Origin of the sequence: Sphingomonas sp. (genome assembly GCF_042095875.1) — a bacterium.
Taxonomy (GTDB): domain Bacteria; phylum Pseudomonadota; class Alphaproteobacteria; order Sphingomonadales; family Sphingomonadaceae; genus Sphingomonas.
The window spans coordinates 20,827-34,995 of the sequence record NZ_JBELMJ010000020.1 but is presented as its reverse complement, the minus strand read 5'-3'; the positions used below and the strand labels follow the sequence as shown (position 1 = coordinate 34,995).

The following is a 14,169-nucleotide window of genomic DNA, read 5'->3' as shown; positions in this document are numbered from 1 at the left end:
GCCCGGAGCAGAAGGGGCGCTCAACCGGGCGCGAAGTCAAGCGCCGTGCTGATAACCCAGGTGGTGGGGCAGCGGCACGCGGGTGCCGTCGCGCGTCAACGACAGCCCGCTGCCTGCGGCGAAGTGGCCGACGCGGGTCGCGTGGACCGGCGGGACCCAGTCTGCCGGCGCGGCGAACAGCAGCTCGTAATCGTCGCCCGCGGTGGCGGCGGCGAGTGCGTCCAGCCCGTAGCGACGCGCCGCGCGCGACAGCGGCACCTGGTCGAGCGCGACCGCGACCGCCAGCCCGCTCGCCTCCGCCATGCGCGCGGCGTCGATCAGCAGCCCGTCGGACACGTCCATCATCGCGTGGACGTGGGGGGCGAGTGCGCGCCCCTGCCCCAAGCGCGGTGTGGGTCGGCGATAGCGCGCGAGCAGATACGCCTCGTCCTCGTCGCGCGCGTGCCCGATGCGCGCGATCGCGAGCCCGGGCCTCGCGTCGCCGATGGTGCCGGTAACCCACAAGGCGTCGCCCGCCTGCGCGGCCCAGCGCGGCGGCGCGGCGGCGTCGGCGCCGAACGCGGTCAGCGTCAGCACGCGCGGCGCGCCGGGCGGGAGCGACACGGTGTCGCCGCCGAGCAATCGCGCGTCGTAGCGCTCCAGCACCGTGGCCAAACCGCGGAGAAACGCATTGTCCCACGCCGGATCGGACAAGGGATAGTTGAGCAGCACGCCCTCGACGCGCGCGCCCTTGGCCGCGAGATCGGACAGGTTGGTCGCGACCAGCCGCCACGCGACGTCCGCCGCCGGATCGGACGCGAGGAAGTGGACGCCCTCCACCAGCGTGTCGGTGGTGACGACCAGCCCGGCGAGCCGCGCCGCGTCGTCGCGCAGGTCGCCAGCACCGGGGTGGAGCGGCAGCGCGCGCAGGGCGATCAGGAAGGCGCGCTCGTCCACCGGCTCAATTCTCCTCGATCCGGCGATCCTCGTCGCCCGAGACGGTTAGCTGTCGCCAATCGAGCGCTTCCTGGAGCAGGAGGTAGGTGTCGCTGCTGATCGACTGGTCGTGGCGCAGCGCCTCGAGCCGGTCGCGCTGCGCGAGCACGGCGGCGATGGCGAGGCCGTGGCGGCGGTTGAGCGTGTCGGGATCCTTGCCCGATACGCCGTCGCGAATGTCCTGGTACTCGCGGCGCAACTGCTCGGCCGCGTCGCCTTCTTCACCGTCGAGCCGCGCGAGCGCGGCCTGGGCGAGTTCAAGCCGGGCGTGGTCGACCTCCTCGCGCGCCTCCTTCGCCCGCCCGATCCCGAGCCAGCGGATCAGCGGGTTCAACGTCGCGCCCTGTATCACCACGGTCGCGAGCACGACCGCGAAGGCGGCGAGCACCACCGCGTCGCGCTGAGGGAAGCCGGTGGGCAGCGCGAAGGCGGTGGCGAGCGTGACGAGCCCGCGCATCCCCGACCAGCCGAGCAGGAACGTCTCCGCCGGGCTGATCGGCTTCATCTCGCGGCCGTGGAGCACGCGCCAGAGCACAACCGCGCGGTAACCGAACGCGATCAGCAGCCGCGTCGCGACCACGCCCAGCACTACCCACACGGCGAGCCAGCCGGCGTTGACCAGTTCCGCGCCCGACATCGCCGACAGGATGTTCCTTGATTGCTCGCCCATCAGCAGGAAGGCGAAGACGTTCAACAGGAACACGACGGTGGTCCACACCGCGTAGGAGTGAACACGCATCCTGGGCGAGGTGTGATTCGTGTTCGCCGCGATCGTCATTGCGCTGGCCACCACCGCGAGCACGGCAGAGAGGTGCAGATGCTCGGCTACAATCCAGGTGACGAAGGCGTGGAGGAATTGCAGCAGCGTGCCACCGACCGTCTTCTCGACGTGCGGCTGCAACCGGCGCACCAGCAGCCCGTAGGCAATGCCGAACACGATGCCGCCGGGTGCCGCGAGCGCGAAGCGTGCACCCGTGCCCCAGTCGAACGTGCCGCTCATCTGCGCGGCGAGCGCGGCGTTGAACAGCAGCAGCGCCGTCGCGTCGTTGAACAGGCTCTCGCCCTTCAGCACCGCCTCGACCCGCTTGGCGACGGGGAGGTTGGTCAGCACGGCAGTGGCGGCGGCCGCATCGGGCGGCGCGACGATCGCGCCGAGTGTCAGCGCAGCCGCGACCGGCAACCCGATCGTGTACCAGCCGATCCAGGCGACGAACCCCGCGGTCGCGAGCACCGCCACACCCGCGTAGACGATGAGCGGCAGCATCAACCGCCGCGCCGCGCCCACCGGGAAGTCGAATGCCGCGTCGACCAGGATCGGCGCGATGAACAGCGCGAGCGCGGTCGCGGGATCGATCGACAGCACCGGCGCACCCGGGATCGCGGCGACCGCGACGCCCGCTGCGGCCATCACGGTCGGGTAGGGCAGCGACAGGCGACGCGCGACCTGGAGCATCGCCACCGCGGCGAGCATCAGCGCGAGAAGGCTCTCGAAGAAGGTCACGCCGCGACGGTAGCGGTCTGGGCGGTGATGTCACTCACCTGTATTGGGCGACTGCGGTCAGTCCCGGTCGCGTTGCGCGCCGTCGAGCGCGGCGTCCAGCCGGTCGCGCGCGGCCCGGTCGCGCTGCTTCTCCGCCTTGGTGCGGCCGAAGGCGGCGCGGTTGGCGGCGGCGGTCGCCTGCGCCCCGGCGCGCGCCTTTGCCTTGCGCGCGCGGCCGAGGTTGACGACCTCGCCCACGGATCAGTCGACCTTGGTAGTGGTGGCAGAAGGCGAGGAGGGGGCGGGCGCGCTGCCGCCGCGCACGTCCTTCGCCACCGCGTCGAGGATGCCGTTGACGAAGCCCTTCTCGCGCCGCTCGTAGAAGGCATCGGCGACATCGACGTACTCGCTGATCGCGGCGCCGACGGGCACGTCGCTGCGGGCGAGCAGTTCGTAGGTGCCGACGCGCAGGATCGCCTTCATCGGCTTGTCGAGCCGGTCGAAGCTCCAACCCGACGACAGCCGCGCGGCGATCAGCCGGTCGACCTCGTCGAGCCGCGCCTGCGTGCCCTTCACCAGATCGTCGAAGAAGACGATGTCGGCGTCGGCGTACTCGACGTCCTCGATCGTCGCGCCGAGGCGGTGGTGGTGGAACTCGGTCAGCAGCTGCGGAACCGGCGTGGCCTCCATCTCGTGCTGGTAGAGCGCCTGAACGGCGGCGAGGCGAGCGGCGGCGCGGGCGCGCGAGCGGGCAGCGGTGCGGGACATAAGGGCGGCGATGTAGTCGCGCGGGCGCGCTTCGTCACCCCTTCGCGTCGCGCGGGCCTCGGCGAGGATGAATTGTCGTGCGCAGGCAACGACTTCGCCGCTGTCCCGTTACGAGGATGGATCAAGAGGAGTGACGACCATGGGCCTGTTCACCAAGGACATCAAGACGTTCGACGACCTGTTCCTGCACCAGCTGCAGGACGTGTACTATGCCGAGAACCAGATCACCAAGGCGCTGCCCAAGATGATCGACAAGGCGAGCGACGCCGGGCTGAAGGCCGGGTTCGAGCAGCATCTGAGCGAGACGCGCGGGCAGATCGACCGGCTCGACCGCATCTTCGGGCTGATGGGCGAGAAGGCGACGGGCGTCACCTGCCCGGCGATCGACGGCATCATCAAGGAAGCGAACGAGGTCGCGGGCGAGATCGCGGACAAGAAGGTGCTCGACGCGGCGCTGATCGCGGCGGCGCAGGCGGTCGAGCATTACGAGATCACCCGCTACGGCACGCTGATCGCCTGGGCCGAGCAGATGGGCCGCGGCGAGATCGCGTCGATCCTGAAGGAAACGCTGGCGGAGGAATATGCCACCGACGACAAGCTGACCGCGATGGCGACGGGCAAGACCAACCGCCAGGCGGAGATGGCGTCGGCGGGGTGAGCCGAAAAGGCTAAAGTCCTACCTCCGTCATCCCGGCCTCGAGCCGGGATCCCGCTTCCTTTCGGCGCACAGAGAAGAGGCGGGACCCCGGATCAAGTCCGGGGTGACGGGGTCAGGAGTTCGTCCTGATCCTGAGCGCGACCGATTTGGCGTGCGCGGGGAGCCCTTCCGCATTCGCTAGTGCTACGGTTGCCGGGCCGAGTTCGTTGAGCGCGGTCTCGTCGAGTTGCAGGAAGCTCGTCCGCTTCATGAAATCGGTGACGCCGAGCCCGCTGGCGAAGCGCGCGCGGCGCCCGGTGGGCAGGACGTGGTTGGGACCCGCGACATAGTCGCCGATCGCCTCGGGCGTATGGCGGCCGAGGAACGCGCTGCCGGCGTGGCGCAGCTGGTCGAACAGCTCGCGCGCCTGGTCGGGGTCGCAGGCGAACTCGACGTGCTCGGGCGCGAGGCGGTCGACCAGCGGGATCGCGTCGGCGAGGCTGGACGTGACGATCACCGCGCCATTGTCCGCCCAAGCGACACGCGCGGTGGCGGCGGTGGGCAGGTCGGCGAGCTGGCGCTCGACCGCGGCCTCGACGCGGGCGGCGAAGTCGGTGTCGTCGGTCAGCAGGATCGACTGCGTGGTCACGTCGTGCTCGGCCTGGCTGAGCAGGTCGGCGGCGATCCACTCGGGATCGTTCCGCGCGTCGGCGACGACGACGATCTCGCTCGGGCCCGCGACCATGTCGATGCCGACGACGCCGTAGACCTGCCGCTTCGCCTCCGCGACCCAGGCGTTGCCGGGGCCGGTGACGACGTCGACGCGCGCGATGCGGGGCGTGCCGTAGGCGAGTGCGGCGACCGCCTGCGCGCCGCCGACGCGCCATACCTCGTCGGCGCCCGCCAGGTGCGCGGCGGCGAGGACGAGCGGGTTGACGTGGCCGTCGGGGGTCGGGGTGACGACCACCAGCCGCTCGACCCCGGCGACGCGCGCGGGAATCGCGTTCATCAACAGCGTCGAAGGGTAGGCGGCGCGCCCGCCCGGCACGTAGATGCCCGCCGCGTCGACCGCGCGCCAGCGTGCGCCGAGCCGCACGCCCGCCGCGTCGGTGAAGTCGGTGTCGTCGGGGCGCTGGCGCTCGTGATAGGCGCGGATGCGCGCGGCGGCGAGTTCCAGCGCGGCGCGCAGCTCCGGCTCCAGCGCGTCGAACGCCGCCGCGCACGCGGCCGGCTCGACCTGCCAGCCGGTGTCGTTCAGGTCGTGGCGGTCGAGCTTCTGCGTGAAGGCGTGGAGCGCGGCGTCGCCGTCATCGCGCACCGCGCGGATGATCGTCGACACGTCGCGCGCGACATCGACCGACGTCTCGCGGCGATCGTCGACCAGCGCGGCGAAGGCGGCGTCGAACCCGGCGTCGGTGGCGTCGAGGCGGATCATGCCGCCTGCTCCTGTCCGGCTTCGCCCGACGACGCGGCGGCGCGGCGGAACGCTTCCACCAGCGGGAAGACGTGCGCGCGCGTCTTCATCGCGGCGCGGTTGACGACGAGGCGCGCGGACACGTCGAGGATCGGCTCGACCTCGACCAGCCCGTTCTCCTTGAGCGTGCGGCCCGACGAGACGAGGTCGACGATCCGCGGCGCGAGGCCGAGCAGGGGGGCGAGCTCCATCGCGCCGTTCAGCTTGATGCACTCGGCCTGGACGCCGCGGCGCGCGAAATGCTGCGCGGTCAAATGCGGGTATTTGGTCGCGACGCGCACGTGGCTCCACCCGCGCGGATCGTCGTGCTCGGCGAGCGCGGCGGGCTCGGCGACCGACAGGCGGCAGTGGCCGATCCGCAGGTCGACCGGCGCGTAGAGTTCGGGATAGTCGAATTCGGCGAGCACGTCCGACCCGACGATCCCGAGCTGCGCCGCGCCGTGCGCGACGAAGGTCGCGACGTCGAACGCGCGCACGCGGATCAAGGCGATGCGCGGGTCCTGCGTCGCGAAGCGCAGCGCGCGGCTGTTCTCGTCGGAGAAGGCGGCCTCCGGCACGATGCCGGCGCGCGCGAGCAGCGGCAGCGCCTCGGCGAGGATGCGGCCCTTGGGCACCGCGATGACGGTCACGTCTTGCTGGTCGGCTGGCATGGCGGAGGCTTTACGAGCGCCGGGGAAGGGGCGCAATGTCGCGCGACGCGGGGCGTGGCAGAGGAGGCGGCGCGGTGGCGAGCGAGGCGGAGAACCGGGCGGCGTTCGAGGTGCAGGCGGGTTACTGCGATGCGATGGCGGCACCGGTCACCGCGCGGGTGTCGCGCGCACTCGGCCGCGCGCTGACGCGTGAGACGCGGGTGGGGCGGCGCGTGCTCGACTGGACGGGTGAGCCGGTGGCGGACGCGCTGGTGCTGCGCCTGATCGGGGGATTGCACGCGCTGCACCGGCGCGCGGCGGACGCGGCCCTGACGCGCGTGTTCTCGGGTGCGGTTACCGACGAGGACGCGGTCGAGGCAGTGCTGGGGCAGGTGGTGGCGCGGCACGACGCGGCGCTGCTGCCGTGGCTGGACGGGCCGCCGCAGACCAACGAGGCGGCACGATCCGCGGGCCTGATGACCGGGCTGCTCCACGTCGCCGCGCGCTTCGGTCCGCGGGTCGAGGTGCTGGAGATCGGGTCGAGCGCGGGGCTCAACCTGCTGATCGGGCGGATGCGCTTCGACTTGGGCGGGGTGCGGGTCGGCCCTGAGGACTCTCGGATCAGGATCGTGCCCGAGTGGCGCGGCACGCCGCCGCCCGAGGCCGCGGCCAACGTCGTGTCCGCGCGCGGGGTCGATATCGCGCCGGTCGATCTAGGCGATCTGGCCGCGGCCGAGCGGTTGCAGGCCTATGTCTGGGTCGACGCGGGCGAGCGGCAGGCGCGGCTCGACACCGCGATCCGGGCGGTGCGCGAACACGGCGTCGATCTGGTTGAGGGCGACGCCGCCGACTGGGTCGAGGCGCGGCTGGCGGAGCCGCAGCCGTCGGGGGTCACGCGGGTGCTGATGCATTCGGTGATGTGGCAGTACCTGCCGCCCAAGGGGCAGGCGTGCATTCGCGAGGCGATGACGGCGGCGGGCGCGCGGGCGAGCGCGGAGCGGCCGCTCGCCTGGGTGATGATGGAACCCGACCGCGACCTGCACCGCCACGAGGTGAGCGTGCGGTGCTGGCCGGGCGAGACGCCGATGGAGCTCGTCGCGCTGACCCACGCGCACGGTGCGTGGGTCGAGGGGCTCACCCCGCCGTTCGAGACGCGCGACTACGCGATGCGGCGGGCGGCGGACTAGCCCGCGCGCGCGTGGAGCGCCTGCGTCGGCGGGCCGATCGCGGCGGCGCGGGCGACGAGGCTGGCGGCCATGAAGGTCGTGCCCTGTGCCATGAAGCGGCGCGGCGTGGTGCCCAGGAACGTGTTGGCGTCGCGCAGGAAGTGCGAGGAGTCGTAGTAGCTGCTGTCGATCAGCTCGTAGGACATCGGCTCGCCCGAGCGGAGCAGCGCGATGAAGGAGCGCAGGAAGCGCGCGCGCCGCAGCAGCAGCTTGGGCGGCATGCCGAAGGCGTGGATCGCGACCCGGCGCAAGGTGGTGGCGGGCAGCGCGAGCCGCTCGGCCGCGTCGGCGATCTCGATCACGCCGTCGACCAGCATCAGGTCGGTGAAGCGGCGCACCGCGTCGGCGTGGGGGTGCTGGCGGTTGAACAAGGGCGCGAGGACCCTGTCGACGGTGGCGGCGATCCGCGTCTCGTCGTCGAGCTGGGTGAGCTCGGCCAGCAGCTGCGCCGACACTGCGGGATCGAGCAGCTGGTCGAGCGGCACCACGCGGTTGTGGAGCGCGCCCGCCGACCCCGGCATCAGGCTGATCCAGCCGAGCGCGGTCAGGCCGACCCCGACCTGGATGCCGCCGGTGGTGGAGGCGCGCAGCGCGCAGCTGGTCGGGCCGTAGAGGCTGACTGGTGCGGGCTGGAACCGATGATTGCGGATCGCGATGTTGACCGGGCCGGCGTCGAGCAGGATGCAGATCATCGCGGGCGCGGGCAGGAACCAGTTGATCATCTCGGCACGGCTCTGCGCGCCGTAGATGGCGTATCCGCTGATCAGCTCCTTCAGGCCGGTCGCGGGCAGATCGTAGCGGATCGCCATGCCGGGCGGCATCGCGAACGCCGCCGCGGCTATGCCCGGCCGATTGGTGCCGCCGCGCAGGTCTTCCGCTCTCATCGCCTCTGCTTCCCCGTTCGGCGACTGCGACATGGTCAGCGCCTGGTGACTTGTGTGTCAGCAAGGTTGACCTGGATCAAGGCTGCGCGCGCCGCCCCGTTACGGATAGCTGACCGTTTTAGGGACCTCGGGGATCGGGATCCATTCCCCGTCGTCGCCCGGCACGGCGGCGAACTCGCCCGCCTTCCACGCGCGGCGCGCCTCGCGGATGCGGTCGCGCGACGAGGAGACGAAATTCCACCATACGTGGCGCGGTGTCGGGAAAGCCGCGCCACCCGCCAGCATCACGCGCCCGCCGGCGTGCGACCTGAGCGTCGCCGCGGTGCCCGGGCGCAGCACGTAGAGCCGTTGCGGCTCCAGCGCCAAACCGTCGAGCGTCGCCTGCCCGTGCACGAGGTACACCGCGCGCTCGTCGGTGGAATGGTCGACGGGCACGCTGCCGCCCGCGTCCAGCATAATGTCGGCGTAGATCGTGTCGGCCCAGGTCGTGGTTGGCGCGCGCTGTCCCCAAAGCGAACCCATGATGATGCGCGCGCGGGCGCCGGCGTAGGCGATCTTGGGCAAAGCGTCGGCACCGACGTGCTCGAACGCGGGATCGTGCTCCTCCAAATGGTCGGGCAGCGCCAGCCAGGTCTGTATGCCGGCGAGCGCGGGGCCGTCGGGGCGCACGTCCTGAGGCGAGCGCTCGGAATGGACGATGCCCGAGCCGGCGGTCATCAGGTTCACCGCGCCAGGCGTGATACGCACGTCGCTGCCGAGCGAGTCGCGGTGCTGGAACGCGCCCTCGAACAGGTAGGTGACGGTCGACAGCCCGATATGGGGGTGCGGGCGCACGTCGACGCCGTCGCCCGGCGGCAGGTGTGCGGGTCCCATCTGATCGAAGAACAGGAATGGACCGACCATCGTCCGATCCTTGTGCGGCAGCGTGCGATAGACCTTGAACCCGCCGAGATCGTGCGTCGCGGGCTCTAGCGTCTGCAGGATCAGCGCGTCGCCGTCATTCGGGGGCGTGGACATCGGTTTCCTCCAGCATGGCGAGCAGGTCGGCGGGGTAGATCACTTCGGGCCAGGCGGCGAGTTCGTCGCGTGCGAACCAGCGCGCCTCCGCCATCAGTTCGCGTTCCTGGTCGGTCAGCGCGGCACCCGCCACGTCGTGCGCGTCGACATCGACGCGGAACCAGCGCTCGTCCGCGGTCACCTCGACCCGGTCGAAGGTGAGAAAATCGACGACGCGGCGCGCGACCTGGCGACCGCAGTCGCGATCGAGCCCCGTTTCCTCCCACAATTCGCGCCGGGCCGCCGCCTCGTAGCTCTCGCCCGGATCGACCGCGCCGCCGGGCGTGCACCACAGCGGCGCGCGATCGGGCGGCGTGAAGCGGAACAGCAGCACGCGATCCCGCGCATCGGCCAGCAGGATACGCGCGGCGGGACGCGGCACGCGCGTGACCGTCGCGCTCACCCGCCCGATCGTCCCGTCACGCGGCATCGAGTTCGGGATAATGGCGGAAGATACCCTGTTCGTTGAACGCGATGCGGCGATCGCTGGCGATATAGGCGCGGATGCCGGGCAGCTTGGCGACGAGGTCGTGGACGCGTGCGAGCCCGGGATAGTCGGGCGCGAGCGTCGCCATGCGCCGCGGGAACATGTAGCGCAGCCCCTCGATCAGCTGGAAGGTCGACGTGTCGGCGTAGGTCCAGCGATGGTCGATCATCCACGGGCCGTCGTTGCACTCGGCCGCTTCCTCCAGATGGTCGAGGAACTTGGGCAGACGCTCGTCGCGGAACTGGCGCGCGGCGCGCGCGGCCTCGGGCTTCTGGTCGTCGTAGTAATCCATGACGGCGACCGGATGGTGCACGTTGTGCACCTCCATCACCAGGTCCGCGATCGTGAGCTGGAGCTGGTGGATCCAGTAGCGGTCGACGATCGCGGAGGGCGCCAGCTCGCGGCGGTCGCCGAGGTAGAGCAGGATGTTCGCGACCTGCGCGATCACCAGCCCGTCGATCTCTAGGTAGGGCGGCGCGAACGGCGCGCGTCCGGCGCGCTCCTCCATGTCGGCGATCAGCGCGTCGGTGCCGCGATCGCGCGCGCAATCCTCGTACGCGATGCCCGCGGCCTCGAGTGCCAAGCGGATGAACTCGCCGCGGCCCTGTATCTCAGGCCAGTACCACAGTCTCGGCGTCATCGCGTCGCCTCCGCCGGCGCGCGCGCTTGGATCGCGAGCGCGTGGACGTGGTCGGCGAGCAGGTCGGCGAGCGCGCGATTGACCATGCGCTGCTGCGCCACGCGCGACTGGCCGGTGAACGCCGCGCTCTCGATCACGACGCGGAAGTGGCTCTCGCCCGACCCGTCGTCGCCCATGTGGCCGCGGTGCTGCGCGCTCTCGTTGATTACCTGCAGGTGCGTGGGCGACAGTGCGGCGGTCAGGCGCTCGATCATCGCGCGCTCGACCGACCCGGCGCTCGGGCCGGCGTTCGAGGCATTCGGGCTGGTGGCAGGGTCGGTCATGGACCCCATATAGCGTGTTTTCGCGGGAAAGGCGCCAGGCTCGAACATCGTGACCGTCAGGAAGGAACGACCCAATGCGCGGTTTCACGGCCGCATCGAAGGGACCGGTCGCGCGTGCGACCACCCGGGCTGCGACGAGGCGGGCGAGTTCCGCGCGCCGCCGCCCGAGGGGGCCGCGAATGCCGACGGTCCGCCGCGCTTCCGCTGGTTCTGCCTCGACCACGTGCGCGCGTTCAACGCGGGCTACAATTTCTTCGAGGGCATGAGCGCGGACGAGATCCACCGCGCGCAGAGTCCGACCGCGGGGTGGGAGCGCGAGACGCGCGCCTTCGCGCGCGGCGGCCGCGGCGACCAGCCGCCGCGATGGGCCGATTTCGCCGATCCGCTCGACGCGATCGGCGCGCGCTTCCGCCGGACGGTCGCGCCCGAGCGGGCGGACGGCAAGCCCTTGTCGGGCGAGGACCGCCGCAGCCTCGACGTGCTCGCCCTCGCGCCCGACGCGGACCGCGCTGCCTTACGCAAGCGCTATTCCGAGCTGGTGCGCAAATACCACCCCGACCGTAACGGCGGCGACCGCAGCCACGAGGAGCGGCTGACCAAGGTGATCGCGGCGTACCAGCAGTTGCGCCAGGCCCCCGCCTTCGCGTGACGCTTTCGTGCGCGAACAGGCAACCGCCGCGCGCGCGGCGGGTTGACGTGGACACCCGACCTTCGCACTGATCGCGACCACTCCAAACAAGCGGCTCAAGCTCGATGAACGACCTCTCCAACACCCAGCCCGACAGCCGGGACAGCACGATCATGGACGCGCCCGACAAGATGGTGGGCGTGCGCGAGCTGTTCGGGATCGACAGCGACATGGAGGTGCCCGCCTTCTCGGAGGCCGACGAGCGCGTCCCCGACCTCGACCCCGCCTACGTGTTCGATCCCGACACGACGCTGGCGATCCTGGCGGGCTTCGCGCACAACCGCCGCGTGATGGTGCAGGGCTATCACGGCACCGGCAAGTCGAGCCACATCGAGCAGGTGGCGGCGCGGCTGAAATGGCCGTGCATCCGCATCAACCTCGACGCGCACATCAGCCGCATCGACCTGATCGGGCGCGACGCGATCGTGCTGCGCGACGGCCAGCAGGTGACCGAGTTCCGCGAAGGCTTGCTGCCTTGGGCGCTGCAGACGCCGACCGCGCTGGTGTTCGACGAATATGACGCGGGCCGCCCCGACGTCATGTTCGTGATCCAGCGCGTGCTGGAGGCGGAGGGCAAGCTGACCTTGCTCGACCAGAACCGCGTGCTGCGCCCCAACCCGTATTTCCGGCTGTTCGCGACCGCCAACACGGTCGGGCTGGGCGACACCAGTGGCCTCTACCACGGCACGCAGCAGATCAACCAGGGTCAGATGGACCGCTGGAACATCGTCGTCACCCTGAACTACCTGCCTGCCGCAACCGAGGCGAACATCGTGCTCGCGAAATCGGGCGAGTACGACAAGCCAGAGGGCAAGAAGACGGTCGAGAACATGGTCCGCGTCGCCGACCTGACGCGCAAGGGGTTCATCAACGGAGATATCTCCACCGTGATGAGCCCGCGTACCGTCATCACCTGGGCGCAGAACACGCTGATCTTCAAGGACGTCGGCTTCGCGTTCCGGCTGTCGTTCCTCAACAAGTGCGACGACGCCGAGCGGCCGCTGGTGGCGGAATATTACCAGCGCGTGTTCGGGCGCGACCTGCCCGAGAGCGTGGCCCAGAAGGCGTAAATGGCGAACGACACGCCCCTCGATCGGTTCAAGGCGGTGCTCGGCGGGACCGCGCGCGCGCTGTCGGACGAGGCGGAGGTGGAGCTCGCCTTCACCGCCGACGCGCCGACGCAATCGGGCAAGCATATCCGCGTGCCGATGCCCGCGCGCTCGCTGCCCGCGGATCAGGTGGCGGAGGCGCGCGGGTTCGCCGACGCGTTCGCGCTCAGGCTGAAGCATCACGACACGTCGCTCCACGCGCGCGGCGCGCCGGTCGAGGCGGTGGCGCGCGCGGTGTACGACGCGGTGGAGACCGCGCGGGTCGAGGCGCTGGGCAGCCGCGGCTACGCCGGGATTTCGGACAATCTCGCCACCGCGCTCGACGTGCGGCTGCGCTCGGACCCGATCACGCGCGCGCGGTCGCAGAGCGAGGTGCCGCTGTCGACCGCGCTCGGGCTGATGGTGCGCGAGGCGCTGACCGGGCTGCCGTCGCCGGTGGCGAGCGAGCCGGGGCTGGCACTGGTGCGCGAGTGGGTGGGCGAGCGGGTCGACCTGGACGCGCTGTCGCTGGTGCTGGACGACCAGCGCGCGTTCCAGGGGCTGACGCGCAAGCTGCTCGAGGACCTGGAACTCGTCGAGGGCGAGCAGGTGCCCGAGGAGAGCGACGAGGAAGGCGGCGAGGACGAGGCCGGCGGCGAGGGCGAGGACAGCGACGAGGCCGACGAGGGCGAGGCCGAGGGCAGCGAGGGTGAGGCGCAGACCGAGGCGCGGGGCGAGGAGCGCCAGTCGGACGAGCAGGAAGGCGAGAGCCAGGAGAGCGACGGCGACGACATGGACGACGTCGACGGCGAGCCGGGCGACGAGGGCGAGGAGGGGATGCAGCCCGTCCGTCCCAACCGTCCGCCGTCCGACCACATGCCGCAGTTCGACTACAAGGTGTGGTCGACCCAGTTCGACGAGATCGTGGCGGCGACCGACCTGTGCGACGCCGACGAGCTGGTCCGCCTGCGCGGCTATCTCGACCAGCAGCTCGTCCACCTGCAATCGACGGTGTCGAAGCTCGCCAACCGGTTGCAGCGGCGGTTGATGGCGCAGCAGTCGCGCTCGTGGGATTTCGACCAGGAGGAAGGCTTGCTCGACGCGGCGCGGCTGGCGCGCGTCGTGGTCGCGCCCGGTCAGTCGCTCAGCTACAAGATCGAGCGCGACACCGAGTTCCGCGACACGGTGGTCACGCTGCTGATCGATAATTCCGGGTCGATGCGCGGGCGGCCGATCTCGATCGCGGCGATCAGCGCGGACATCCTCGCGCGCACGCTGGAGCGGTGCGGGGTCAAGACCGAGATCCTGGGCTTCACGACGCGCGCGTGGAAGGGCGGGCAGTCCAGAGAGACGTGGCTGTCGGCGGGCCGCCCGCCGCAGCCCGGCCGGCTCAACGACGTGCGCCACATCGTCTACAAGAAGGCGGACGAGCCGTGGCGGCGCGCGCGCACCGCGCTGGGCCTCATGATGCGTGAAGGGTTGCTCAAGGAGAATATCGACGGCGAGGCCTTGATGTGGGCACACGCGCGGATGATGGCGCGCCCCGAAGAGCGGCGCATCCTGATGGTCATCTCCGACGGCGCGCCGGTCGACGATTCGACGCTGAGCGTCAATTCGGGCAGCTACCTGGAGCGTCATCTGCGGCAGGTGATCGACTGGATCGAGCGGCGCTCGCCGGTCGAGCTGGTCGCGATCGGCATCGGGCACGATGTGACGCGCTATTACAGCCGCGCGGTGACGATCATGGACGCCGAGCAATTGGGTGGCACGATCATCGAGCAGCTCGCGGCGCTGTTCGACGCGGAGTAGCCGTC

At 71.0% G+C, this 14,169-nt stretch carries 16 protein-coding genes; 5 read left to right on the top strand and 11 right to left on the bottom strand.

The window, feature by feature from the left end:
• Nucleotides 1–36 precede the first annotated feature (36 nt).
• Genes thiL through nusB form a run of 4 tightly spaced genes read right to left on the bottom strand, consistent with a single transcriptional unit; the run spans nt 37 to nt 3,223 of the window.
• Complete coding sequence (gene thiL / locus ACFDS6_RS09015) at nt 37–936, bottom strand: thiamine-phosphate kinase (protein ID WP_375271822.1); 900 nt, start codon at nt 934–936, stop codon at nt 37–39.
• A 4-nt stretch (nt 937–940) separates the two neighbouring features.
• Nucleotides 941–2,476, bottom strand: a complete 1,536-nt coding sequence (locus ACFDS6_RS09010; protein ID WP_375271821.1) for a cation:proton antiporter — start codon at nt 2,474–2,476, stop codon at nt 941–943.
• Nucleotides 2,477–2,533: 57 nt separating this feature from the next.
• A complete protein-coding gene (locus ACFDS6_RS09005) occupies nt 2,534–2,713 on the bottom strand; it encodes a DUF4169 family protein (RefSeq protein ID WP_375271820.1) in 180 nt (59 codons plus the stop codon).
• Nucleotides 2,714–2,716: 3 nt separating this feature from the next.
• On the bottom strand, nt 2,717–3,223 hold the full coding sequence (nusB, locus tag ACFDS6_RS09000; RefSeq protein WP_375271819.1) for a transcription antitermination factor NusB: 507 nt from the start codon (nt 3,221–3,223) through the stop codon (nt 2,717–2,719).
• Nucleotides 3,224–3,362: 139 nt separating this feature from the next.
• Here nusB and ACFDS6_RS08995 point away from each other — a divergent pair, with 139 nt between their 5' ends.
• Nucleotides 3,363–3,881: a ferritin-like domain-containing protein gene (locus tag ACFDS6_RS08995; protein ID WP_375271835.1), complete on the top strand. Its 519-nt coding sequence runs from the start codon at nt 3,363–3,365 to the stop codon at nt 3,879–3,881.
• Between the two features lie 112 nt (nt 3,882–3,993).
• Here the strand turns inward: ACFDS6_RS08995 and hisD are convergent, their stop codons facing one another.
• Both hisD and hisG read right to left on the bottom strand, forming a co-directional pair.
• Nucleotides 3,994–5,295: a histidinol dehydrogenase gene (gene hisD / locus ACFDS6_RS08990; RefSeq protein WP_375271818.1), complete on the bottom strand. Its 1,302-nt coding sequence runs from the start codon at nt 5,293–5,295 to the stop codon at nt 3,994–3,996.
• Complete coding sequence (hisG, locus tag ACFDS6_RS08985) at nt 5,292–5,984, bottom strand: ATP phosphoribosyltransferase (protein ID WP_375271817.1); 693 nt, start codon at nt 5,982–5,984, stop codon at nt 5,292–5,294. Before hisG ends, hisD begins: the two co-directional genes overlap by 4 nt.
• Before the next feature lie 35 nt (nt 5,985–6,019).
• Here hisG and ACFDS6_RS08980 point away from each other — a divergent pair, with 35 nt between their 5' ends.
• Nucleotides 6,020–7,150, top strand: a complete 1,131-nt coding sequence (locus ACFDS6_RS08980; RefSeq protein ID WP_375271816.1) for a DUF2332 domain-containing protein — start codon at nt 6,020–6,022, stop codon at nt 7,148–7,150.
• Here ACFDS6_RS08980 and ACFDS6_RS08975 read toward each other — a convergent pair.
• The 5 genes from ACFDS6_RS08975 to ACFDS6_RS08955 form a co-directional block, all read right to left on the bottom strand.
• Nucleotides 7,147–8,073 carry a hypothetical protein gene (locus tag ACFDS6_RS08975; RefSeq protein ID WP_375271815.1) on the bottom strand — a complete coding sequence of 309 codons (927 nt, stop codon included), beginning with the start codon at nt 8,071–8,073 and terminating at the stop codon, nt 7,147–7,149. The two genes, ACFDS6_RS08980 and ACFDS6_RS08975, sit on opposite strands and share 4 nt — an antisense overlap.
• Before the next feature lie 99 nt (nt 8,074–8,172).
• Nucleotides 8,173–9,090 (bottom strand): pirin family protein, encoded by a 918-nt coding sequence (locus ACFDS6_RS08970; RefSeq protein WP_375271814.1) that lies wholly within the window; start codon nt 9,088–9,090, stop codon nt 8,173–8,175.
• The gene (locus tag ACFDS6_RS08965) at nt 9,071–9,532 is read right to left on the bottom strand and encodes an NUDIX hydrolase (RefSeq protein WP_375271813.1); all 462 of its coding nucleotides are present in this window, start codon (nt 9,530–9,532) and stop codon (nt 9,071–9,073) included. Before ACFDS6_RS08965 ends, ACFDS6_RS08970 begins: the two co-directional genes overlap by 20 nt.
• Before the next feature lie 16 nt (nt 9,533–9,548).
• A complete protein-coding gene (locus tag ACFDS6_RS08960; protein ID WP_375271812.1) occupies nt 9,549–10,256 on the bottom strand; it encodes a glutathione S-transferase in 708 nt (235 codons plus the stop codon).
• Complete coding sequence (locus tag ACFDS6_RS08955; protein ID WP_375271811.1) at nt 10,253–10,579, bottom strand: BolA family protein; 327 nt, start codon at nt 10,577–10,579, stop codon at nt 10,253–10,255. The genes ACFDS6_RS08960 and ACFDS6_RS08955 overlap by 4 nt, the downstream gene beginning before the upstream one ends.
• A gap of 49 nt (nt 10,580–10,628) precedes the next feature.
• On the opposite strand from ACFDS6_RS08955, the gene ACFDS6_RS08950 reads away from it, so the two are divergent.
• The 3 genes from ACFDS6_RS08950 to cobT all read left to right on the top strand — a co-directional run bounded on the left by ACFDS6_RS08950 (nt 10,629) and on the right by cobT (nt 14,164).
• Nucleotides 10,629–11,228: a J domain-containing protein gene (locus ACFDS6_RS08950; RefSeq protein WP_375271810.1), complete on the top strand. Its 600-nt coding sequence runs from the start codon at nt 10,629–10,631 to the stop codon at nt 11,226–11,228.
• Nucleotides 11,229–11,332: 104 nt separating this feature from the next.
• Entirely contained in the window at nt 11,333–12,337 is a 1,005-nt protein-coding gene (cobS, locus tag ACFDS6_RS08945) for a cobaltochelatase subunit CobS (protein WP_375271809.1), read from the top strand.
• Complete coding sequence (gene cobT, locus ACFDS6_RS08940; protein ID WP_375271808.1) at nt 12,338–14,164, top strand: cobaltochelatase subunit CobT; 1,827 nt, start codon at nt 12,338–12,340, stop codon at nt 14,162–14,164.
• Nucleotides 14,165–14,169: the final 5 nt, after the last annotated feature.

What these genes read in the sequence shown, in the direction of transcription:
- hisD (WP_375271818.1), bottom strand. Translation starts at nt 5,295, where the DNA reads ATGATCCGCCTCGACGCCACCGACGCCGGGTTCGACGCCGCCTTCGCC.
- cobS (WP_375271809.1), top strand. Translation starts at nt 11,333, where the DNA reads ATGAACGACCTCTCCAACACCCAGCCCGACAGCCGGGACAGCACGATC.
- ACFDS6_RS08975 (WP_375271815.1), bottom strand. Translation starts at nt 8,073, where the DNA reads ATGAGAGCGGAAGACCTGCGCGGCGGCACCAATCGGCCGGGCATAGCC.
- cobT (WP_375271808.1), top strand. Translation starts at nt 12,338, where the DNA reads ATGGCGAACGACACGCCCCTCGATCGGTTCAAGGCGGTGCTCGGCGGG.
- nusB (WP_375271819.1), bottom strand. Translation starts at nt 3,223, where the DNA reads ATGTCCCGCACCGCTGCCCGCTCGCGCGCCCGCGCCGCCGCTCGCCTC.
- ACFDS6_RS08995 (WP_375271835.1), top strand. Translation starts at nt 3,363, where the DNA reads ATGGGCCTGTTCACCAAGGACATCAAGACGTTCGACGACCTGTTCCTG.
- ACFDS6_RS08970 (WP_375271814.1), bottom strand. Translation starts at nt 9,090, where the DNA reads ATGTCCACGCCCCCGAATGACGGCGACGCGCTGATCCTGCAGACGCTA.
- ACFDS6_RS08960 (WP_375271812.1), bottom strand. Translation starts at nt 10,256, where the DNA reads ATGACGCCGAGACTGTGGTACTGGCCTGAGATACAGGGCCGCGGCGAG.
- ACFDS6_RS08980 (WP_375271816.1), top strand. Translation starts at nt 6,020, where the DNA reads ATGTCGCGCGACGCGGGGCGTGGCAGAGGAGGCGGCGCGGTGGCGAGC.
- ACFDS6_RS08955 (WP_375271811.1), bottom strand. Translation starts at nt 10,579, where the DNA reads ATGACCGACCCTGCCACCAGCCCGAATGCCTCGAACGCCGGCCCGAGC.
- hisG (WP_375271817.1), bottom strand. Translation starts at nt 5,984, where the DNA reads ATGCCAGCCGACCAGCAAGACGTGACCGTCATCGCGGTGCCCAAGGGC.